The organism is Fervidicella metallireducens AeB, assembly GCF_000601455.1.
Lineage (GTDB): Bacteria > Bacillota > Clostridia > Clostridiales > Caloramatoraceae > Fervidicella > Fervidicella metallireducens.
The window spans coordinates 16,613-37,943 of sequence record NZ_AZQP01000008.1 but is presented as its reverse complement, the minus strand read 5'-3'; the positions used below and the strand labels follow the sequence as shown (position 1 = coordinate 37,943).

The window sequence follows — 21,331 nt, the reverse complement described above, 5'->3', positions numbered from 1 at the left end:
CCTTTTTTTATTTTATTTTTCGGAGGTGTTAAGTTATGCATATTCCTGATAATTATTTAAGTCCATCAACCTGTGCTGTACTAGGAGCCGCTATGGTGCCTGTATGGAAAAAAGCTGCTACGAAAGTTAAGACAGAAATAACACGAAAAAAATGCCTCTCCTTTCAGTTGGGGCAGCCTTCTCATTTTTAATTATGATGTTTAATCTTCCACTTCCAGGTGGAACAACCGGTCACGCAGTTGGGGCTGCACTTATTGCAATCCTTTTAGGTCCTTACGCTGCATGTATTTCTGTTACTATTGCACTTGTAATCCAAGCTATTTTTTTCGGGGACGGAGGAATATTAGCCATTGGTGCAAATACCTTTAATATGGCCTTTGTAATGCCCTTTGTTGCATATTTTTTATTTAACTTTATAAAGGGAAATAGCCAAAGTAAAAAAAGAACTTATCTAGCTGCCTTTATTGCTGGCTATGTTTCCTTAAACATAGCAGCCTTGTTTACAGCTATTGAATTTGGAATTCAGCCACTGTTGTTTAAAGATGCTTCAGGACTGCCACTATATTGTCCTTACCCAGTTTCAGTTGCAATTCCTGCTATGCTTGTTCCACATATGCTGGTTGCTGGTTTTGTTGAAGGTTTTGTAACTGTTTTAGTATATGGCTATATAAATAAAACTTCTCCTGACATAATAGATAAGGGTGAAAATTTCAAAACTAAACCACTATATGGATTATTAGCTGCCATGATAGTATTGTGTCCAATAGGACTTCTAGCAACTGGAACAGCTTGGGGTGAATGGGGTAGCGATGAAATAAGAGAACTTATTGGATTTATTCCTAAAGCTATGGAGAATGGATTCAACTTTAATTCTTTGATGCCAGACTACACTATTTCTAACATTCCTGAAGTTGCTGGTTATATAATCTCTGCAGTATCTGGTATTATACTTATATTTATTACCTTTAAGTTTATAAACAGTTTCAAAAGAAGTTCTGAGTAAAATCAATGTAATTAGGTTGATATTTGTATGACCTGAAAGTTGTGATTATTTAGCAGAAATTTTTATAAACCTTACAAATATTTCTTGTAGAATATATTTGGCCTTTTGGTTTGCATAAAAAAGAACAGGGTATGTATTTTAACATACTCTGTTCAAAAATTATTTATTTATTTCTTAACTTAATGAGATTTGAATAAAAGTAGGTGTTTTTGTGGATTGGTTGTTTAAGGAAGATGATTATGTTCCTGTTAAGGATAACAGTAGATATTTAGGCAAAAATATATTTATTTTTTCAGAAATTATCTCAAAAATAATTAATGGAGTTAATCTAAGGCAAAGTAATTCAATACTTTCTGCCAATCCCTTAATGAGATTTATACTTCTTATATCAACAATTATATTGCTTTCCTTATCAACAAAAGTTACCTTTGTTCTATTAACAGATGTTCTTATTGTTTTTACAGTGTTAGCAATAGTAAAAAATAATCATATATTAAAGGCAGCCTTTACTTTCGCTTCCTTTACTTTAATAATGTTAATACCTTCAATCCTTAATGGAAACAAGCTAAACGCCATTATTATTGTTCTTAAAGTCTTTGGAGACATATGTTCTGTAAGCATATTAACCTCAACTACTCCATGGAATGATATTATTAAGGTTTTAAAATTCTTTTTAGTACCAGATATATTTATTTTTGTATTGGAAAACACTTTAAGATTTATATATTTGTTAAGCAACATATCTTTTGAAACCCTTTGTGCACTTAAATTACGCTCAATAGGAAAAAACAATAAAAAATATACTAATATGTCATCTATAATAGGCAATATGTTTCTAAAGTCAAAAAATATGTCTGAAGAGATGTATTATGCAATGGAATGCAGAGGTTTTACAGGAGAATATGAAATTAAAACAAGGTTTCACTTTAGCATTGCAGATCTCTTATTTGCTACTTTAATTGTTGTTGTATTTATTTTCTATTTTACTATGGGCAGGTGACATAATGATTGAAATTAACAATATAACATTTGAGTATAATGGTCTGAAGGCCATTGATAATATAAGCATTAAAATTGAAAAGGGTGAATCCATTGCTATAATCGGTCCTAACGGTAGTGGAAAATCAACCTTTCTTAAAATACTTAATGCCTTAATCTTTCCCTCAAGTGGAGATTACATTTTTAACGGCGAGAAAATTACTCCTTCATCCATGAATAACCAGATTTTTTCAAAGAAATTTCATAAAAAAATAGGATTTGTTTTTCAAAACTCAGATTCACAACTTTTCTGCTCCTCTGTTTATGATGAAATAGCCTTTGGTCCTAGACAAATGGGACTTAGCGAAATAGATGTTAAAAGAAGATGTGAGGATTGTTTAAGACTTTTAAATATTGAAGATTTAAAAGACCGTGTTCCATTCAATCTCAGTGGAGGAGAAAAGAAAAGGGTTGCAATAGCCTGTGTTCTTTCTTCTAACCCTGAAGTTATTGTTCTTGATGAACCTATGAACGGACTTGATCCAAGGACTAAAAGATTTTTTAGGGAGCTGCTTATAAAACTAAATCAATCAGGTAAAACAGTTATCTGCGCTACCCATGATTTTGAATATGTTAAAGATGTCTTTAAACGGGCAATCGTTTTCTCTAAAAATCATAGAATTATAAGAGATGACCATTATGATAAGGTTATCAACGATAGTGTATTCTTGTTTGAAAATAATATAATATAAAACCAACTGTGCACATTTTTATGTTATAAGCAGTCTTGTCTCAAGGCTGCTTTATTTTTTTTATTCCTTTATTTCTGTTCAAAACAATTTTATTTTCTTGATTAATGCCCCAATGAAAAATAATATTCCTGAGGTTTAATAAAGTATGTATGTACCACTATATAATTTTAAGTAATTAAGTGGTATAATTGACAAAAGAATTTAATACAACCTGAGGTGTTTTTAATGAAAAAAGAAGCTGTAAAATATTTTTATGAAGGTTTATCTTTTTTTGATAAAAAGGAATATAAACTTGCTTTGTTTTATTTTGATAGATCAATTGAAACAGATCCTAATTTTAAAAAACCGTATATATACAAGGCTGAATGCCTTTTCGAAATAGGAGAACATTCCTCAGCAATCAATGCTATTAACAAAGGGCTTCTTATGAATTCAAATGACAAAAGTCTGCTTTTAGCTAAGGCAGAAATTCTATCAAAACTTGGTAAGAATAAAGAAGCTTTGAAATGCATTGACACTGCAATAATGAATGATAAAAATTCTGTGTCAGCATATAATGCAAAGGCAAATCTTCTAATCACTATGGGGGAATATGAATCTGCAATGTATTGGCTGGATTCAGCTCTTGAAGAAAATCCCTATGCCCTTGATTGTCTTTATAACAAAGCCCTTCTTCTTCAAGGGCTTGAAAGATTTGATGAAGCAATAGACATAAACAAGAAAATAATTGAAATTGAAAAATCATCACCCTTAGCCTTTTATAATTTAGCTGTTATTTACTATAATCTGCAAGACTATGAACAATCTCTATATTATTATGATAAGGTTTTAAAAAGTTCTTCCCATCTTGACAATAAAGACCTGGCTGTTATATACAATAACATAGGATACATCCTGTTTATATTAAAAAAAAACAGAGAAGCCCTTTTAAATTTTGAAAAGGCAATTAAGCTGGATTCTGAAAACGTCTTTTATAAAAAGAACAGAGAAGACTGCTTGAAAAAATTAAAGTCAGCTTCTCGTAAAAGTAATAAAAATGGCAGAATTATTTTTATGAAAAATTCTAATCAGAAAAAGCGATAAAATAATTTATGGACGGATGCCTTTATAACAAAGAATATCCGTCCATTTATTATAACTTCATTTTAAGCCCTGACCTTTAACTAAGGATAAATATTGATTGTATATTGGTATATCAGCCTCTGCCCAATCTAAATTCTTTAAATTTAAAGGAAAGTCCCAAAGTACTGCTTTATGCTCTTTTAGAATTATATCACCGCCGGCTATACTGCAGACAAAGGGTATAAGCTCAATTTTTCTGTTTCCATAACAATGTGTGTTTGATTTCAGCATATACTTTATATTTAAATCTATACCTAATTCCTCTTTGATTTCCCTCAATATACATTCCTCTGGTTTTTCAAGATTCTCAATCTTTCCACCTGGAAATTCCCATTTCAATGGCAGGCTCATTTTTTCACTTCTCTGGGCTGCTAAAATTTTACCATCCTTCTCTATAATAGCACAAGTTACCTTTATAGCAGTTATATTTTCTGTATCCATTAGAGTCATCTCCAATTAAAAGTTTATACTATATGTTTTTCATATTTTGTACTCTTCATTCATATTAGGAATAATAACCTCTGCCGCAGTTAATTTTTCTATCTCCTTTTTGAGATTTTCCGCTGCTTCCTCCTCACCATGGGTTATAAAAATCTGTTTTGACACACCATGTCTGATATTCTTAACCCAATTTAAAATCCCGTTTAAATCTGCATGCCCAGATAAAGATTCTATTCTATAAATTTTTGCTTTAACAACCATTTCTTCACCAAAAATTTTAATTTTTTCTGCACCATCCAGTATCTTTCTTCCAAGAGTACCCTCTGCCTGGTAACCTACAAATACCAATGAACAATCCTCACGCCAGATATTATGCTTTAAATGGTGCTTTATCCTTCCTGCCTCACACATACCGCTGGAGGATATTATAACTACTCCATTTTTCTTGTTCAACTCCTGTGATTCCTCTGGGCTCTCTATTATTTTAAGATTACTGAAATCAAGGGGATGGGTATCCTTTAAAAATAATTTTACTGCCTCATCATCATAACACTCCATATGTCTTCCAAATATCTCCGTTGCACTCTTAGCAAGGGGACTGTCCAGATATACTTCTACATTCTTTATCTTTTTTCTTTTTTCAATATCAATATAATAATTTAATAAATACAATAATTCCTGTGCCCTTCCAACTGCAAAGGCAGGAAGTATAACGTTTCCTCCTCTTTTTACTGTATTTACAATGATTTCATATAAATCATTAGCCTGATTATCTATTTCATGCAGCCTGTTGCCATATGTTGATTCCATAATTAAGTAATCTGTTTTTTCTATATATTCATAGTCCTTAATTATAGGTATATTAAAATTACCTAAATCACCTGTAAATGTAATGATTTTTTTCTGACCATCTTCATTTATTTGAATCTGAACTATTGCTGAACCTAAAAGATGTCCTGCATCCTTTAATGTAAAACTTATATTTTCATCTATTATTTCTGTTTTATCGTATGAAACTGGGTAGATATATTTCCCTGCTAACTCAGCATCGACAATAGTATATAATGGTTCAACAGGTTCTAAACCCTTTCTAAGCCTTTTCTTTGTTTTCTGCTGTGCCTCAGTTTCTTGAATATGTGCGCTATCTTTCAGCATTACCTGGGCTAATTCAGCAGTTGCAGAAGTACAATATATACTTCCTTTAAATCCGTTTTTAACAAGGATAGGAATTCTTCCCGAATGATCTATATGTGCATGGGTAAGTATCATAAAATCTATTTCTGCTGGATTAAATGGAAATGGCGAAGTGTTCAAATCATGTACACTTCCCTGAAACATACCACAATCTACTAGGAACTTTCTTTCTCTGGTTTCTATTAAATAGCATGATCCCGTAACGGTTTTTGCTGCCCCGCAAAATTTTATCTTCATTGCCATCACCCCTTATCTCTTTTTTTAATTATATAATTTGTCGGAATATTTTAAAAGTTAAATTTGCAGGTATAATAAGGAAAAGAAATACAAAGATAACTTTAAATTACCTTTTAAATTTATCAAATAGCCCCATAAAGTACTTATAATAAGTACTTTATGGGGCTATTTTTAAGAAGTCTAAGAGAAAATTCTTATTTTATTTAGCTAGTTCGTATATTGCCTGTGCATAAATTTTTGTACATAGCATAAGGTCTTCAACTTCTATATATTCATTTGCCTGGTGATCAAGGTCAGGTTTTCCAGGAAAAATAGGACCAAATGCAACAATATTAGGCATCTCCTTTGCATATGTTCCTCCACCGATTGCAAGAAGTGTTGCCTCCTGACCAGTTTGTTCTGTATATACCTTTTGAAGAGTTTTAATGAGTTCATGATCCTCTGGAAAATAAAGGGGTGCCTGATGTTCAAAGTTTTCCACCCTGATTCCGCTTCCATCTAGCCTTGCGTTAAATGGATTTACCATATCTTCCATTTTAAATGTTACAGGATATCTTAAATTTAGTTTCATTGTTATTTTATCTTCATTCATTTCAACAACACCAACGTTAAATGAAAGTTTTCCTGAGGCCTTATCCTCAAGACCAACACCAAATCTTGTTCCAAATACATCCATACCAACATTCTCATTCATAAACTCTATAAAGTCTGCTATATCTGACTTTCCAAGATTAATCGTACCTAAAAATGCAAAGAGCTGCATTATTGCATTTTTTCCATGCTGTGGTAAACTTCCATGGGCTGATACTCCAAAGGATTTAATGATAGTCACATCATCCTTTATTTCAGCTTTTATATCATAACCAGTTACTTTTGCAAAATTTTCTGCTGAGCCTGCAATTGCAGCTGAATCCTTTGAAATAATACCTGCTTCACAGTAATCTGGCACCATGTTTGCTCTTTGTCCACCTTTTATGTATTTAATAACAACATCCCCTTGGGGTTTTACATTTAAGTCCTTAACAATATCAAAAACTGTCAATCCTTTTTCTGCATATATTATTGGAAACTCTGCATCAGGGGTAAAACCAGAAACTGGTGGCTTCTCAATTTTTAAATAATGTTCCATCTCTCTGCTTCCTGTTTCTTCATTTGTTCCAAATATTATTCTAACTCTCTTTGAAAGCTTTACACCTGAATCCTTTATTGCCTTCAAGCCATAAAGTGCTGCCATAATTGGTCCTTTATTGTCAAGTGCTCCCCTTGCATATATTTTTTCATCATGTATCTCTGCAGCATAAGGTGGATAAATCCATCCGTCTCCCTCTGGAACAACATCAAGGTGTCCTAAAACTGCTACATAGTCTTCTCCCTCACCATATTCAGCATAACCTATGTAGCCATCCAAATTAACTGTTTTAAAACCAAGTTCTCCTGATATATTGAGTGCGCAATCCAATGCCTTTGCTACTCCCTCACCAAAGGGCATTCCTGACTTTGGTTCACCTTCAGTACTTTTAATTTTAAGTATTTCTTGAGTTGATTTTATAATTTCATCCTTCATTGAATCGATTTTTGAATTAAAATTCATAATGTTACCTCCTTCAATAACCTTCAAAATATTTTTTAGGTTATCTATTCTTCAAAAATTATATCATAGAACTATTGTATTTTGAACTAAGGATAAGTAGGAATATATAATTAAATGAAAAACCTTTACTTTTATGTGTCATAATTTTTAAAAAACACATATATTATAAATGTAGGTTAAAAATTATATGAGGTGAATTTATGGATTATAATTCTAAAAAGGCAATGAACCGCCATATGTGTCCAAAGGAGAAAATGATGGAGATGCCTAATATGATGCCAATATGCCCTATGATGGCAATGAATCCTATGATGATGCAATGGCAGGGAATGATGCCTGTATGTCCTTATATGAATATGTCGTCAATGATGCCAATGGAAAACGTAATGCCGGGAGGAAACATGATGGCAAAGAGCGGAATGTATGCTATGCCTGGAATGTATCCTATGGCTGCTATGCAGGATATGGATGAGGATGATGATGATTAATTTTAATTTTTAGTCTAGTTTTTTGATGGAGGTGATGTTCTCAATAATCACCTCTTTTTTTTTTCAAAAATTGTTATAGTTTTCACAAATCCTTACTGATATAATATATTTTAGATTAAAAATTAGCTGGAAGACATGGGGGTTATGATATGTATAAATTAGTTGCAATTGATATGGATGGAACGCTTTTAAAAGAGGATAAAACTATATCTATTGAAAATCATAAAGCTATAAGAAAGGCAAAGGAAAGGGGAGTTAAGATTGTTTTAGCCACTGGAAGGCCATTAAACGGTATTAAAAGATACTTAAAGGAACTTAATTTAACTGATGAAGGTGATTATGCTATTGCCTTTAATGGTGCAGTAGTTCAAAATACAAATACAGGTGATGTTGTGGCTCAGACTTTAATGTCAATTGATGATTTAAAATTTCTATACAACCTGAGTAAAAAATTAAAGGTAAATATTCATGCCCTTACTCCTAAAAGTTGTATTACTCCTAAAATCAGTAAATACTCAAAGCTTGAGGCAGACCTTAACCATATTCCTCTTGAAGAGATTAGTTTTGAGGATATTGATGAAAATACAACCATAGTAAAAGTTATGTTTATAGATGAGCCTGAATATCTTGAAACTGTAATTAAAAAAATTCCAAAAGAAATATATGAAAAATATACAGTTGTAAGAAGTGCTCCTTTTTTCCTTGAATTTTTAGATAAAAATGTTCATAAAGGTGCAGGAGTTGAACTTTTAGCTAAGGAATTAGGTATTTCAAAAGAAGAAATCATATGCGTTGGAGATGCTGGAAATGACCTTCATATGATTAAATATGCTGGTCTTGGAGTTGCCATGGGAAATGCTTTCCCTGAAGTTAAGGCAGCTGCAGATTATATAACTAAAACCAATGAAGAACATGGTGTTGCCCACGTTATAAATAAATTTATTCTTTCAAAATAAAATTTAGAGCCAGCTGTTTAAATAGCTGGCTCCTATACATAAAGGGGGGGAAATTTATTTACTTTTAATTTTAACTTATCTCTTAATTATAATTGTAAACAAATAATTTTATAAATAAACTTATTTTGTGTTAAAACGAAGTTAAAACTCATGTTTTTAAGTTATAATCTTAGTTCCTCCTTTTAAAATATACTTAACCAAATCTACACATTCCTTAACAGTTCCATATAATGGTTTTAACATTCAAATATTACCATTAACTTATAAACCTTAAAGGAGGAATTCACATGTTCAAAAATTTAAAAAAAGGATTAAGTACCCTGCTTTTGTCCTGTTTACTTGTTTCAAATCTATTTACTCTACAAGTTAATGGTCAACAGAAAAATGTTACTCCAAAACCCACTGTTACAGCAAAAAAGGTCACACTTAAAAACACACCAGCAAAACCAGCTAATAAGCAACCTGTTCAAAATCCTAATCAAGCTAAAAATGTAATTATTTTTTTAGGTGATGGTATGGGCGTATCACATACAACCCTTGCTCGCTTGTATAAAGGTTCCAATCTCTATATGGATGAAATCGCCACTGGTTTAGTAAAAACATATTGTTATAATTCAATAATAACTGATTCAGCACCTGCAGCTACCGCCATGGCCACTGGTTACAAATCAAATGATGGCTACATTTCTGTATATCCATCTGAAATAAACTATCCTTCTTTACAAAGTGTAAATGAAAAAGATGCATATAAGCCCCTTGCAACTGTATTAGAAGCAGCAAAATTAAAAAATAAGGCAACAGGAATAGTATCAACCTCACAGGTTTCCCATGCATCTCCAGCAGGCTTTACTGCTCATGTTCCAAATAGAAATCAATACTTTGAGATTGCTAAACAACAGGTATATCAAAATTTAAACGTAGTCTTTGGTGGAGGAAAAAAATATCTTTTACCTGGTGAAAAAGGTAGACAGGATGGACTTAATTTAATTGACGAACTTAAAAAAATGAATTATCAATTTGTAGAAGATACAAAATCAATGAAATCAGCTAATGGTGAAAAGATATGGGGAATATTTGCTGATGATGCTATGTCACATGATATTGATAGAGATCCTGAAAAAGAACCTAGCCTAGCTGAAATGACAAGAAAAGCAATAGAATTACTGTCTAAGGACAAGGATGGTTTCTTTTTATTTGTTGAGGGAAGTGAAATTGATTGGGCATCCCATGCTAATGACCCAAAGGGAGTTATAAGTGATGTATTAGCATATGACGAAGCAATTAAAGTTGCTTTAGATTTTGCAAAAAAGGATAAAAATACATTGATTATAGCTGCTGCTGATCATGACAATGGTGGTCTTTCTATAGGAAATAAAAAAACAGATTCAACCTATACTACTTTAAAGGCAAATACTTTACTTGACCCACTAAAAAAAGCAACCTTAACAGGTGTCGGCGTAGAAAGTAAGTTAAACCCTGAAAGAGACAATATAGTAGAAGTAATGAGAGATTATTATGGAATAACAGATTTGACTGCAGAAGAAATCGAGGCAATTAAAAAGGCACCTGCTGGAAAGCTCAATTATGTTATTGGTCCTATGCTCAGTTCAAGGTCAGTAATTGGTTGGACAACAAATGGACACACAGGTAGCGATACTGTTCTTTATGCATATGGTCCTGGTAAACCATCAGGAGTTATAGATAACACTGATATTGCTAAAATAGCTGCAAAAGCAATGGGAATTTCATTAAATGATGTAAATGCTGATTTATTTGTAGAATTAGAAGAAGGTCTAACATATTTACCTAATGCAGAGGCCGAACTTGATGTTACTGATATGGCAAATCCAGTTCTTATTATCACTAAAGGTAAAATAGTAGCAGAATTGCCTATAAGTACAAATATTATTAAAATAAACGGTAAAGTGAAATATTTAAATGGTCTAACTATATTAGCCAAAAATGAGCGTATTTACCTTCCAATACAAGCTTTAGACATTATATTTGAAGCAAAATAAAGGAGCGGCCAAATGGCCGCTCCTTTATTTTTAAACCCCCTCAAAATTTCTTTTTATATATTTGTTTATTAGTTTTATAACCATATTAAATATCAATATTATAACAATAAGCATTGCTGCTGTTCCTGCTGATACTCTATCAGCATCTGGTATCAATCCAATTGCCTTAACATACCACAAATGAACTGATAAGGTTTCCCCTGCTGCCATTGGATTGAACTGGGGAAAAACCCTTGAAATGCTTGTTCCCGCTGTATATATTAAAACAGCTGATTCTCCAATTGCTCGTCCTGCTATTAAGTTTATTCCTGTTATAATATTAGGTAAAGCTATTGGAAGTATAACAGAATAGATCGTCTGCCATTTTGTTGTTCCTAGAGCATAACTGGCTTCTTTATAGATATTTGGTACAGAGGTTATTGCTTGTTCCGTTACCCTGACCATTACAGGAAGATTTAATAATGATAGAGCAGCAGCACCACCTAAAATACTAAATCCCATTTTAAATTTTACCACAAATACAATCATTCCAAAGAGACCAAAGACTATAGATGGCACAGATGCTAGGCACTCAACGCTAAGCTTTATTACCCTTGTAATAATATTGTCCTTTGCATACTCTGCAAGATATATTCCTGCTCCTAATCCTATGGGAATTGTAATTAGCATAGATAATAAAAGAATATAAAATGTATTAAATATTTCTGGACCTATACCTCCCCCTTCCAACATTTCTTCTGGTCTTCCAAAAATAAAATCCAAGCTTAGAACAGGTAGTCCTTCTGATAGAATCATAAATAAAAAACAGCATAGTAATAAAAAAATTATTACCCCACTAGCCCAAAAAAGCATGGTGATAAAGTTGTCTTTTAACTTGCTACACTTCATCTCATACTCCTCCTATTAAGTTTTCTTGCAAATAAAATAAATATTATAGATATTACTAAAAGAACTGTTGCCATCATAAATAAAGCATTATTCCATGTGCTTCCAAATTCAGTGTTGGCAATATCCATTACAATAGCTGTTGTCAATGAACTTGTTGGCTCAAGAAGTGAATTGGCAAGCTGAGGAGTGTTTCCTATAACCATTTGAACTGCCATAGTTTCACCTAAAGCCCTTGCCATTGCCAAAATAATACTTGATATTATTCCCGGAAAAGCACATGGCAATATTACTCCAAATATTGTTTGAATTTTTGTTGCCCCAAGGGCATATGATGCTTCTTCAAAAGATATATCAACCGAATTTATGCTGTCCTCAGAAATGGTTATCACCGTTGGCATTATCATTACAGACAATATTAAAGATGCTGGGAGTATTCCAAATCCCACTGAATTTGAAAATATTCTACGTATTAATGGGACAACAACAGTAAGCCCAATATAGCCATAAACAACGGATGGTATCCCAACAAAAATTTCAACTGTAAATCGAAGGATATTTTTTATGAATTTAGGAGCAAATTTACTTATAAAAATGGCACAACCAACTCCTAAAACTCCTCCTATTAGAGTTGATAATCCTGTTAAAAGCAAAGTTCCCTTTATAAACGTAAGAATTCCAAACTGTTCTTCAAATGGCGACCAGTAGGAGCTTGTAAAATATTCTATTGGTGACACCATTTTAAATGTCTCTAGACCCTGTTTACTTACAAAGGTAATAATTGAAAAAATCACAATAATCATAAATATTGCACATGCCGTTAAAAGCATCTTTATAATTTTTTCAATCTCCTTTGCTGTTTTAACATTTTTAAATGTCAAGTACGTATTTTTTCCTCTTATAATTTTACTTTCCATTAAACTACATCCCTTTCTCTCTAATAAAAATCACCAGACTTCCTATCCGGTGATTTTTGTTTTTCTATTTCTATTTTTTTCTTTTTACACTTGGTTTTATTGTGTTTTTATTGTTTGATGAACTGGATCCTATTTTGATCTTGTTGACTTTATCCTTTAACTCCTTTGTAACTGGAGCGAATTTATAATACTGTAAAACCCTATTTTGAAAAGTTGTACCTTTTATATATTCTATAAAGGCCTTTGTTAATTCATTTGGCTGCCCCTTTGTATACATATGTCCTATGGAAACTAGAGTGTATTTACCATTCTTAACATTTTCTAAATTACATTCTACGTTATTGTATTTCAAAGCTTTAACCTTTGAATCGACGTATGCAAGGTCTATATATCCTATTGCACCTGGAGTATTTGCTACAGTTGTTTTAACAGAACCTGTACTATCCTGAACTATTGCGTTTGTTGTAAAGTTTTCTTTTCCCATAACTATTTGTTGAATCGTCATTCTAGTTCCTGAAGAAGCTGGTCTCATTACAACTACTATTTTCTTATCTTCTCCTCCAACTTCCTTCCAATTTGTTATTTTTCCTGAAAATATTCCTTTTAGCTGATCATTTGTTAAACTAGAAACCTTTACATCGTTATTTGCAATAAATAAAAATGGAATTACAGCTATTTGATTATCTACAAGTCCGCTGTTTTCTGGTGCAAATACATCAGAATTTCCAATATCAACAACACCATCAGTTACATTCCTTATACCTGTTCCTGAACCACCACCAGTTACTTCAATTGAAACCTTCGGATATACCTTCATAAAATCTTCAGCAGCCTGTTTTACAATAGGAAGAAGTGCAGTTGAACCTGAACATTTTATTGTTCCTGCAAGAGTCTTTTTGCTGCTAGCATAACTAACAGTTGTTGCTAAGCATACGATTGCACAGATAAACATTACCAATACATTCCTTATTTTTTTCATACATTTACCTCCTATGAATTTTTATTACAATTAAATTTTAATATAATTAATTTCATAATAAATTAAACTAAGGTTAATTGATGGAAAAATATGTTATATGAATGTTATGTCTTTGTTACAGAAAAGCACAGAAAAGGGACATATACTTGTTGTAGTAAAATATATATGTGTATTTTTAAAATAACTCTCTATCTATCTCTAGATGAAATTAATAATTTTATACTTTTAATATAACTTTATTCTTATTTTTCTTTAATTTTTTCTATGCTTGTCCAATTTTTATGCTTAATAAAAAGAGTTATTTTTTTAATTCTTTAAAATTAGACTTTAACTTTTTATTTTTAAAAATTACGCATACTGTTCCATAAACTCATATGTAATGTTTTTATATTTCTCATCATCTAAAAGCTTCACCCCAAGGCTGCTGAGGTTTGAAACTCTGCTTTGGGTTATGTTTCCCAGGACACGGCAGATTTCACTGCATTTTAAGTTGCAAAGGCTCCTCATTAAAAGTACAGCCAGTGCCTTTGCTTCAACTATTTCTCTGCAGTGTTTTGTATGTAGCTTTATTTTTTCAATTCCAAGTTTTGTTGCAATAAATTCAAGTATTTCTTTGGTTTTAATGTTTCTTATTAATATCTTTCTTTCACTTCTGTATTCTGTTCCTTCGTTTAAAAACTCTACTTCTTCTTTAAAAACTTTATCAGAGCACTTATATACTAATTTCATATAGCTTTCCCTAGCTCTTTTAGAATTTTTGCTGAACATGCCCATAATAAAGCCATCATCAACAAGTTCATAGGGGTCATGTCTTAAGCCTAGATATATTGAAAGACTTGAAAACTCATATTTCTCTGGGCAATTTTCATATCCCTTTATATCACAAGGGTTGTTGTGAACATATGCCGATAAGGCATAGAGATATATTTCACTTTTTACCATTTTACTTTTAAATCTGTCTTGAAATAGATGCCCATGTCTTTTATGTCTGTGATTGAAATATTGTGAATAGGAGAAATTTATGCTGTGCATAATCCTTGAAATATCTGCTCCGTTGGCATCTATTATCAGATGTAGATGATTATCCATAAGGCAGTAGCCATATACTCTGAATTCATAGGTTTTTTGATATTTTTTAACCAAAGCTAAATAATTAAGCTTATCCGTATCATCTTTAAATAAATCAACTTCACTTATACTCCTTGCCATTACATGAAAAATGGCATCTTCTTTCTTTTGCCTTGCTAATCTTGGCATAAAAAAACATCTCCCTTCAAAGTGTACTCTGCAGTTAGTATTTCCTTTGAAGGGAGATGTTATTCATAGGTTCTAAACAACACTTATATGTCCCATTATTTACAACACTTATATGTCCCATTATTTAGATATGTTGAAGTAATACAACAAATATTATCCCAAATATCAATGAGAATATGGTACTATGGTTTGTTGTTTTACTACATGATTCTGGAATAAGTTCGTCAGCACATATATAAATCATAAGTCCTGCCGTTATTCCTATTATTAATCCTATGTATGTATAGGAAATATTTTTAAATAAAAAATAGGCAATTACAAAGCCAATCAATATTGGCAATGCTGTTACTGAAGAAAGTAAAAAGGATTTTAACCTTTTTTGTGTGCACATATAGTAGGGTGCAGATGTACATATTCCTTCTGGAATGTTATGTATAGCAATTCCAAGTGCTATTGCAATACTTATTTTAGAATCTGATACTGTTCCTATTGCTATTGCCATACCCTCTGGTAGATTGTGCAGCATTATTCCTATTATAAGAAAGACAGCTGTTTTTTTTAGATTTCTTCCTTGTTCCTGTGCACATAGTTCAGGATGTATATGTGGAATTAGTTTATCAACAGCAAACATCAATAATGTACCTAATGCTATTCCTAGTACGCAGACCCATATAGAAGAAAATTTTATGCTCTCTGGAATAAGCTCAAGAAATGATATTGCAAGCATTACCCCAGCTGCAAAGGAAAGCATATTATACATAAGGGTTTCTGATGGTTTTTTCCATACACCAATAAGTGAACCTATTATTGGTCCCAGTACTGAAATAACTAAAATTGTTAAAATCGTATCCATTATGCTCCCACCTTAATAATTGTTACCATTGGAAATTGAAAATAGTTATCACTTATAATATATACCTATACAAATTCAAAGTCAATTAAACCACAATAAAAAAACAGTTAATAATTGCTTGTCGCAATTGTTAAGTGTCCCTACTACTAAAGTAATTAATTCTTTATTCATTTGTCATAAATTACTGTTGATTAATATAATAATGTTAAGGATAATATATGTAACAGATTAAGTTTTAATGTTTTTTTATTTTCTTTCGCTATATTTGTATTAAGATGTAAGCAGACTAATTTAATAAGTGTAACTTAAATAACTAAAAATTCATATAGTAGTTTGGAGGTTGATAATATGAATAGAAAATTAAAGGTTGGTGTCCTTGGAGCTACAGGATTTGTTGGTCAAAGACTTATAACACTTCTAGATAATCATCCATATTTTGAAATTGCAGTTCTTGCAGCAAGTGAAAGATCTGCTGGTAAAAGTTATGAAGATGCTGTTGGTGGCAAATGGAAGCTTAATATTCCAATGCCTGAAAAGGTTAAAAATATGGTTGTTAAAAATATAAATGAAGTTGAAGAAATAAGCAGCCTTGTTGATTTTGTTTTCTGTGCTGTTAATATGCCTGCTGATGAAATAAGAAAAATTGAAGAAGCATATGCAAAGGCTGAAACACCAGTTGTTTCTAATAATTCAGCACATCGTAAAACTCCAGATGTACCTGTTATTATTCCAGAGATTAATGCTGATCATTTAAAAATAATCGATGCTCAGAAAAAACGACTTGGAACTAAACGTGGATTTATTGTGGCTAAACCTAACTGTTCTATTCAAAGTTATGTTCCTGCTATAAACGCACTTATGGAATTTAAACCTAACAAGATACTGGTTTGCACCTACCAAGCCATTTCAGGAAGCGGAAAGATATTCTCAGATTGGCCAGAGATGAATGATAATATTATTCCTTATATTGGTGGAGAAGAAGAAAAAAGCGAACAAGAACCTTTAAAGGTTTGGGGACATATTGAAGGTGATAAAATAGTTAATGCTAATGAGCCAGTAATAACCGCCCAATGTATACGCGTACCTGTATCCGATGGACATATGGCTGCTGTCTTTGTTTCCTTCGATAAGAAACCTTCAAAGGAAGAAATACTTGAAAGATGGAAGACATTTAAGGGTAAACCTCAGGAATTAAATCTTCCAAATGCACCTGAGCAATTTTTAACCTACTTTGAAGAAGAAAATAGACCTCAAACAAAGCTGGATAGAGATATAGAAAAGGGTATGGGAATAACAGTGGGAAGATTGAGAGAAGACAGTTTGTTTGACTATAAGTTTGTTTGTCTATCTCATAACACCCTACGTGGTGCTGCTGGCGGTTCTGTTCTTACCGCTGAACTTTTAGCTGCTGAAAGATATTTTAATTTAAAATAATACACTTCTATTCTCTTAATTCGTTAACATAGTGTATAATATTTATGGTAATAAACTTTTTAAAGGAGTTTAATATTATGGAAAAACTTTTAGAACAAATTTTAAATAAATTAAGCAGCATGGAAGAAAATCAAAATCAACTTCAGACTCAATTAACGAGTATTCAAAGTCAGGTAAATGATATCCAGGCCAAAGTGCGCAATATACAAGCTGAAATGTGCAACATACAAACTGAAATGCGTGATATGCAAGCTGAAATGCGCAGTTTGCAAACTGAAGTATCCAGCTTAAAAGATGGGCAGAAATTACTTCATGCTGATATTACTGAAATTAAAATGGTTCAAAAAGAGCATAGTGAACTGCTTCTTTCACTTAAAGATCAGCTGAATGAACTTGATGCTAAAAACGCAACTAATCACACATTAACAATTGAGAAAATCGATGTTCTTTCAAATGATCTTGATTTTTTAACTCATAAAGAAATACAAACCGAGAAAGAAGTGTATACCATTAAGAAGAAACTCCAAATTATTAAATAGGCTTCACTACTATTGAAGCCTATTTATTTTAAGCATAAAAAAAGCTACACATTGTGTAGCTCCTGGCGGAGAGAGTGGGATTCGAACCCACGGTAGAGTCACCCCTACGCCGGTTTTCAAGACCGGTGCCTTAAACCAACTCGACCATCTCTCCAAGACATGTTTTATTATATCAGCCTCCTAAAAACATGTCAACATTTTTCGACTCAATTTATGATTTTCACATATCAATAAACCCTCACTTTAGAAAAACTTTTTTTGTAATGATTTTTTCAACCTGTTTTTCTATTTCGCCAAGCTTTTTATTTATTTCATCGCTTAAATTAAAATCAAATTTTATTTCCTTTACCTCTATTCCTATAACAAACCCATTGATGCTATTGTTGTATAGTAATACCAAATCTACCAAACTGCATCCGTGTTGTGATAATCCGGGGTACAGTTTGCTTTTCAAGGGAAATATAGTTATTTCCCCTACCTCTTTTCCACTGTTTATTGCATCAATTATAAATATAAAATCTCCATCTTCTATATTTGAAAGGCAATATTCAAAATCCGTTTCACCAATAATTACCTCTATATTATTCTTTGCTAAGCTATCCTTTATATTCTCACAAACCCTTACAGCAACTCCATCATCACACATTAAAATATTTCCTATGGCAATAACCTTTGTTCCCATTTAAATTACCCTTATATCAATTGGCTCAATTGATTTCCCAATAAGATGTGTTGCACAGGAAACACATGGATCAAAAGATCTTATAATTCTTCCAAGTTCAATAGGATTTTCTATGTCATCTATTTTAGAATTTATAAGTGCCATTTCTCCTGCCCCATGAACACCATTTTCATCCATAGGTGATAGATTCCATCCTGTTGGTGTTATTATGTCATAGTTTTTTATCACCTTATTTTCAATACTAACAAAGTGTGCTAAGCTTCCCCTTGTTGTATCTATTAATCCTGATCCTATACTACTGTCAGGTATGTTATATACTTGTTGATTATTGTCTTTTATTTCAACCCTTGCTGCTATGTTTCCCATAATGTCCAATACTTTCTTTGTTTCAAGGGCTCTGGCAACATTTCTATCCATACATGATGCTCCATTTGTATACTCTCCTGTTAACATCAGCCTTGCAAGAGGACCTACCTGCATAGGAAGCCCTCCATAACGTGGTGCCTTTATAAATGTATATGCATTTTGCTTTGATAAATTAATATCATCTTGAATCTCTATTCCTGGTTTTGTTGTTTCAAGCTCCCTTACATACCATGAATATCGGATATTTTCAGTTATTTTGTTTTTATCAAAGTAATATTTCTTACCTTCTATCATAACCCCTGGCTTTACATATATTAACTCAGGATCAGTATATTTATCAAATACTCCAAAACTCATATAATTGGAATAAGATATTCCCTTTTTAAAATAATCAGGATAATACTCAGCCAGAGTATTTACATCCTCAAGCATATCAGTATTAACAAATCCTTTTATCTGATCTATTATAGACTTAACCTGCGATATTTTATAGGAATCTATGTTTACAGTAACTCCTCCAACAAATATTCCATGGTTATGGGGTGCCTTTCCTCCTAGTGTGGCAAGACCTTGATGCCCAAGTCTGCTGAATTCTATGCTCCTTACATAATTTCTGCTTACTCTTGCATTTAAACGCTCTGGCAGCCTGTAATCCTTGTATGGCTGTGGAGATATAGGCCTTATATCTGGTATTTTTACATAGTCGGGAATAATAAAATTATAAATATGTCTAATATGGTTCTGTATGAATTCAAAGCCATGTATCAAATCCCTAAGGTACATATCATTTAACGTGACTTTTACATTAAGTGCCTCCTCTAAGGCAAGGGTGGACGCTGTTGAATGTGCTGTTGAACATATTCCGCATATTCTTTCAGTAAAATATATAGCATCAAAGGGAGACCTTCCTTTTAGCATTTTCTCAAATCCCCTATATAAAAGTCCACTTGTTTTGGCATTAGTAACTACATTATCCTTAGTTTCAACATCTAACTCTAAAAAACCGCTCATTCTTGTTATTGGGTCAATTATAATCTTTTTACCCAAGTTACTCACCTCCTAATACCTGACAAAAGGTTCCATGCCATCAGGGAAAAATGGCTGGGCACATCCAATACATGGTGTATTATCTCCAATAGGCCAGTTTACATATCCATTCCATTTTCTTCTTGGACAATCGGTTTTAGTTACCGGTCCCCTGCAGCCTAGCCTTAACATACATCCATCTTCACCTAGCTTTGATGCAAATATCTTTTTCTCAAAGAAGCCTCTCCTTGTACAAGTATCATGTATAGTAACCCCATAGAAAAGAAGTGGTCTACTTTCTTCATCCAATGCTGGCATACCAAATCCCACAAGGTGGGCTATAGTACCAACAACCCAATCTGGATGGGCAGGGCATCCAGGAAGTCTTATTACTTCCCTGTTTAAAACTTCTTTAACACTTTTACTTCCTGATGGATTGGGACTTGCAGCTGAAATTCCTCCATAGGATGAACAAGTTCCAACGGTTACAACATATTTTGCCTTTTCCCCCGCCATTTTAACTGCTTCTAAAGCTGTTATATGCTTGCCTTTATAACTTGCAACAATATTGTACCTTCCATCCTCCTTTGTAGATACTGCCCCATCTACAAGCAGTATAAATTCAGTGTTTAACGTATTTAAGAAATCTTCAAAAGCAGCTTCACCCTCAGCCCCCATCAGGGTATTGTTATATGTCAGATTGATTATCTGTGTTAAACTAAATATGAGTCCTGGATTTTCTCCATTTAAAAAAGAAATAATATTACCTGAGCAACCTGTAGCTTCAAGCCAAATGGCATTAAGCTTCTTTACCCTGTTTTTTTTAATCTTTTCAACTACCTCCTCTGCAATTGCCCTGGATGTTGATTCCTTATAGTTAACTAGAGGACATCTAGCCTCATTTTTCAAATTAATCCCCCCTGAAAATTTAAAATCCATTATCCCTTTACAACATCCTAAAATGAAATCTAAAGGAATTTAATCCTTCCCATTGCATTTTATCCATGTCACCACAATAATTATATGTTTTTTAACACTCCTACCCTTTGGAGTTTTGCTAGTACCTGTTCCTTGTGGCAGGATTTAAATTCCATGGTTGCATCTGTTCCTGCAACTACTCCAAAGTGAGTTCCCCCACCCCATGCTGGATTATTGCTTACATCGTAAACAACCCCATCAATTGCTATATAAGCTGGTTTTCCATCTGCTCCATTAAAACCTGCTAATTCCTCAAGGGTAAACTCCCTTTCCTGCCTAAAAAAATTTTCATCAAGTTTTTTTCTGATAATACTTATTAAATAAGCAGCATGTTCTAGCTCATTAAGCATAAGCATTTGGTATCTTTGCCTCTCAATAAAACATGGTGTTTTTTTAATATAATTACCATACATTCTAGCCATCCTGCAGCTCTTCTCAAGTTCCATTATTTCTTTTTCACATATTTTCAAGTTAAACAACTCCTATAAAAATTCTCACACTTAAATATATGAAAATAAAATAGATAATTGCATACAAAAATACCCATATTATCTAAATTAGACAATATGGGTGTGGGTGATATTAAGGACAGTTACTAATTATGTTAAAATATTTTTTTACAAATATATTCAATA

At 32.4% G+C, this 21,331-nt stretch carries 20 protein-coding genes, 1 tRNA gene and 1 pseudogene; 9 read left to right on the top strand and 13 right to left on the bottom strand.

From position 1 onward, the window contains the following. The first annotated feature begins 35 nt into the window (after positions 1-35). The 4 genes and pseudogenes from cbiM (at position 36) to Q428_RS03895 (ending at position 3,816) form a co-directional block, all read left to right on the top strand. A pseudogene (cbiM, locus tag Q428_RS03910) lies at positions 36-1,003 on the top strand (cobalt transporter CbiM). A 211-nt stretch (positions 1,004-1,214) separates the two neighbouring features. Continuing rightward, entirely contained in the window at positions 1,215-2,003 is a 789-nt protein-coding gene (locus Q428_RS03905) for an energy-coupling factor transporter transmembrane component T (protein WP_035378392.1), read from the top strand. A gap of 4 nt (positions 2,004-2,007) precedes the next feature. After that, positions 2,008-2,733: an energy-coupling factor ABC transporter ATP-binding protein gene (locus Q428_RS03900; protein WP_035378391.1), complete on the top strand. Its 726-nt coding sequence runs from the start codon at positions 2,008-2,010 to the stop codon at positions 2,731-2,733. A gap of 225 nt (positions 2,734-2,958) precedes the next feature. Continuing rightward, positions 2,959-3,816 (top strand): tetratricopeptide repeat protein, encoded by an 858-nt coding sequence (locus Q428_RS03895; RefSeq protein WP_035378389.1) that lies wholly within the window; start codon positions 2,959-2,961, stop codon positions 3,814-3,816. Between the two features lie 57 nt (positions 3,817-3,873). Here the strand turns inward: Q428_RS03895 and Q428_RS03890 are convergent, their stop codons facing one another. From Q428_RS03890 to pepV, 3 genes are all read right to left on the bottom strand, one after another. Further along, positions 3,874-4,296, bottom strand: coding sequence for a (deoxy)nucleoside triphosphate pyrophosphohydrolase (locus Q428_RS03890; protein ID WP_035378387.1), 423 nt, complete (start codon positions 4,294-4,296; stop codon positions 3,874-3,876). Positions 4,297-4,335: 39 nt separating this feature from the next. Continuing rightward, entirely contained in the window at positions 4,336-5,727 is a 1,392-nt protein-coding gene (locus Q428_RS03885; RefSeq protein WP_035378385.1) for an MBL fold metallo-hydrolase RNA specificity domain-containing protein, read from the bottom strand. A 199-nt stretch (positions 5,728-5,926) separates the two neighbouring features. Further along, positions 5,927-7,318, bottom strand: a complete 1,392-nt coding sequence (gene pepV, locus Q428_RS03880; RefSeq protein ID WP_035378383.1) for a dipeptidase PepV — start codon at positions 7,316-7,318, stop codon at positions 5,927-5,929. Positions 7,319-7,518: 200 nt separating this feature from the next. Between pepV and Q428_RS03875 the strand changes: the two genes are divergently transcribed. From Q428_RS03875 to Q428_RS03865, 3 genes are all read left to right on the top strand, one after another. Beyond that, the gene (locus tag Q428_RS03875; protein WP_035378382.1) at positions 7,519-7,806 is read left to right on the top strand and encodes a hypothetical protein; all 288 of its coding nucleotides are present in this window, start codon (positions 7,519-7,521) and stop codon (positions 7,804-7,806) included. A 149-nt stretch (positions 7,807-7,955) separates the two neighbouring features. Then, positions 7,956-8,762 (top strand): sugar-phosphatase, encoded by an 807-nt coding sequence (gene yidA / locus Q428_RS03870; protein WP_035378380.1) that lies wholly within the window; start codon positions 7,956-7,958, stop codon positions 8,760-8,762. 287 nt (positions 8,763-9,049) lie between these two features. Beyond that, positions 9,050-10,780 carry an alkaline phosphatase gene (locus Q428_RS03865; protein ID WP_051514904.1) on the top strand — a complete coding sequence of 577 codons (1,731 nt, stop codon included), beginning with the start codon at positions 9,050-9,052 and terminating at the stop codon, positions 10,778-10,780. A 30-nt stretch (positions 10,781-10,810) separates the two neighbouring features. Here the strand turns inward: Q428_RS03865 and pstA are convergent, their stop codons facing one another. From pstA to Q428_RS03840, 5 genes are all read right to left on the bottom strand, one after another. Continuing rightward, positions 10,811-11,668 carry a phosphate ABC transporter permease PstA gene (gene pstA, locus Q428_RS03860; RefSeq protein ID WP_035378379.1) on the bottom strand — a complete coding sequence of 286 codons (858 nt, stop codon included), beginning with the start codon at positions 11,666-11,668 and terminating at the stop codon, positions 10,811-10,813. Beyond that, entirely contained in the window at positions 11,665-12,582 is a 918-nt protein-coding gene (gene pstC, locus Q428_RS03855) for a phosphate ABC transporter permease subunit PstC (protein ID WP_084478088.1), read from the bottom strand. The genes pstA and pstC overlap by 4 nt, the downstream gene beginning before the upstream one ends. A 70-nt stretch (positions 12,583-12,652) precedes the next feature. Further along, positions 12,653-13,561, bottom strand: coding sequence for a phosphate ABC transporter substrate-binding protein (locus Q428_RS03850; RefSeq protein ID WP_051514901.1), 909 nt, complete (start codon positions 13,559-13,561; stop codon positions 12,653-12,655). A gap of 348 nt (positions 13,562-13,909) precedes the next feature. Next, entirely contained in the window at positions 13,910-14,818 is a 909-nt protein-coding gene (locus Q428_RS03845; RefSeq protein ID WP_035378376.1) for a transposase, read from the bottom strand. Between the two features lie 124 nt (positions 14,819-14,942). After that, positions 14,943-15,671, bottom strand: a complete 729-nt coding sequence (locus Q428_RS03840; protein WP_035378374.1) for a ZIP family metal transporter — start codon at positions 15,669-15,671, stop codon at positions 14,943-14,945. A gap of 348 nt (positions 15,672-16,019) precedes the next feature. On the opposite strand from Q428_RS03840, the gene asd reads away from it, so the two are divergent. Together asd and Q428_RS03830 are read left to right on the top strand one after the other, a co-directional pair. Then, complete coding sequence (asd, locus tag Q428_RS03835; RefSeq protein WP_035378371.1) at positions 16,020-17,105, top strand: aspartate-semialdehyde dehydrogenase; 1,086 nt, start codon at positions 16,020-16,022, stop codon at positions 17,103-17,105. Positions 17,106-17,182: 77 nt separating this feature from the next. Next, positions 17,183-17,644: a hypothetical protein gene (locus Q428_RS03830; RefSeq protein WP_035378369.1), complete on the top strand. Its 462-nt coding sequence runs from the start codon at positions 17,183-17,185 to the stop codon at positions 17,642-17,644. A 63-nt stretch (positions 17,645-17,707) separates the two neighbouring features. Here the strand turns inward: Q428_RS03830 and Q428_RS03825 are convergent. The 5 genes from Q428_RS03825 to Q428_RS14375 all read right to left on the bottom strand — a co-directional run bounded on the left by Q428_RS03825 (position 17,708) and on the right by Q428_RS14375 (position 21,166). Next, positions 17,708-17,798, bottom strand: a tRNA-Ser gene (locus Q428_RS03825). Between the two features lie 84 nt (positions 17,799-17,882). Further along, complete coding sequence (locus tag Q428_RS03820) at positions 17,883-18,326, bottom strand: hydrogenase maturation protease (RefSeq protein ID WP_051514900.1); 444 nt, start codon at positions 18,324-18,326, stop codon at positions 17,883-17,885. Further along, the gene (locus tag Q428_RS03815) at positions 18,327-19,739 is read right to left on the bottom strand and encodes a nickel-dependent hydrogenase large subunit (protein WP_035378367.1); all 1,413 of its coding nucleotides are present in this window, start codon (positions 19,737-19,739) and stop codon (positions 18,327-18,329) included. It lies immediately after the preceding gene. Between the two features lie 12 nt (positions 19,740-19,751). Beyond that, complete coding sequence (locus Q428_RS03810; RefSeq protein WP_051514898.1) at positions 19,752-20,657, bottom strand: hydrogenase small subunit; 906 nt, start codon at positions 20,655-20,657, stop codon at positions 19,752-19,754. An 80-nt stretch (positions 20,658-20,737) separates the two neighbouring features. Continuing rightward, on the bottom strand, positions 20,738-21,166 hold the full coding sequence (locus Q428_RS14375; RefSeq protein ID WP_051514897.1) for a cytochrome b5 domain-containing protein: 429 nt from the start codon (positions 21,164-21,166) through the stop codon (positions 20,738-20,740). Between the last annotated feature and the right edge of the window lie 165 nt (positions 21,167-21,331).

Bases quoted from the DNA above. Each gene is read 5' to 3' on its own strand.
- Q428_RS03900 (WP_035378391.1), top strand. From the start codon at position 2,008: ATGATTGAAATTAACAATATAACATTTGAGTATAATGGTCTGAAGGCC.
- Q428_RS03895 (WP_035378389.1), top strand. From the start codon at position 2,959: ATGAAAAAAGAAGCTGTAAAATATTTTTATGAAGGTTTATCTTTTTTT.
- Q428_RS03890 (WP_035378387.1), bottom strand. From the start codon at position 4,296: ATGGATACAGAAAATATAACTGCTATAAAGGTAACTTGTGCTATTATA.
- Q428_RS03885 (WP_035378385.1), bottom strand. From the start codon at position 5,727: ATGAAGATAAAATTTTGCGGGGCAGCAAAAACCGTTACGGGATCATGC.
- pepV (WP_035378383.1), bottom strand. From the start codon at position 7,318: ATGAATTTTAATTCAAAAATCGATTCAATGAAGGATGAAATTATAAAA.
- Q428_RS03875 (WP_035378382.1), top strand. From the start codon at position 7,519: ATGGATTATAATTCTAAAAAGGCAATGAACCGCCATATGTGTCCAAAG.
- yidA (WP_035378380.1), top strand. From the start codon at position 7,956: ATGTATAAATTAGTTGCAATTGATATGGATGGAACGCTTTTAAAAGAG.
- Q428_RS03865 (WP_051514904.1), top strand. From the start codon at position 9,050: ATGTTCAAAAATTTAAAAAAAGGATTAAGTACCCTGCTTTTGTCCTGT.
- pstA (WP_035378379.1), bottom strand. From the start codon at position 11,668: ATGAAGTGTAGCAAGTTAAAAGACAACTTTATCACCATGCTTTTTTGG.
- pstC (WP_084478088.1), bottom strand. From the start codon at position 12,582: ATGGAAAGTAAAATTATAAGAGGAAAAAATACGTACTTGACATTTAAA.
- Q428_RS03850 (WP_051514901.1), bottom strand. From the start codon at position 13,561: ATGAAAAAAATAAGGAATGTATTGGTAATGTTTATCTGTGCAATCGTA.
- Q428_RS03845 (WP_035378376.1), bottom strand. From the start codon at position 14,818: ATGCCAAGATTAGCAAGGCAAAAGAAAGAAGATGCCATTTTTCATGTA.
- Q428_RS03840 (WP_035378374.1), bottom strand. From the start codon at position 15,671: ATGGATACGATTTTAACAATTTTAGTTATTTCAGTACTGGGACCAATA.
- asd (WP_035378371.1), top strand. From the start codon at position 16,020: ATGAATAGAAAATTAAAGGTTGGTGTCCTTGGAGCTACAGGATTTGTT.
- Q428_RS03830 (WP_035378369.1), top strand. From the start codon at position 17,183: ATGGAAAAACTTTTAGAACAAATTTTAAATAAATTAAGCAGCATGGAA.
- Q428_RS03820 (WP_051514900.1), bottom strand. From the start codon at position 18,326: ATGGGAACAAAGGTTATTGCCATAGGAAATATTTTAATGTGTGATGAT.
- Q428_RS03810 (WP_051514898.1), bottom strand. From the start codon at position 20,657: ATGGATTTTAAATTTTCAGGGGGGATTAATTTGAAAAATGAGGCTAGA.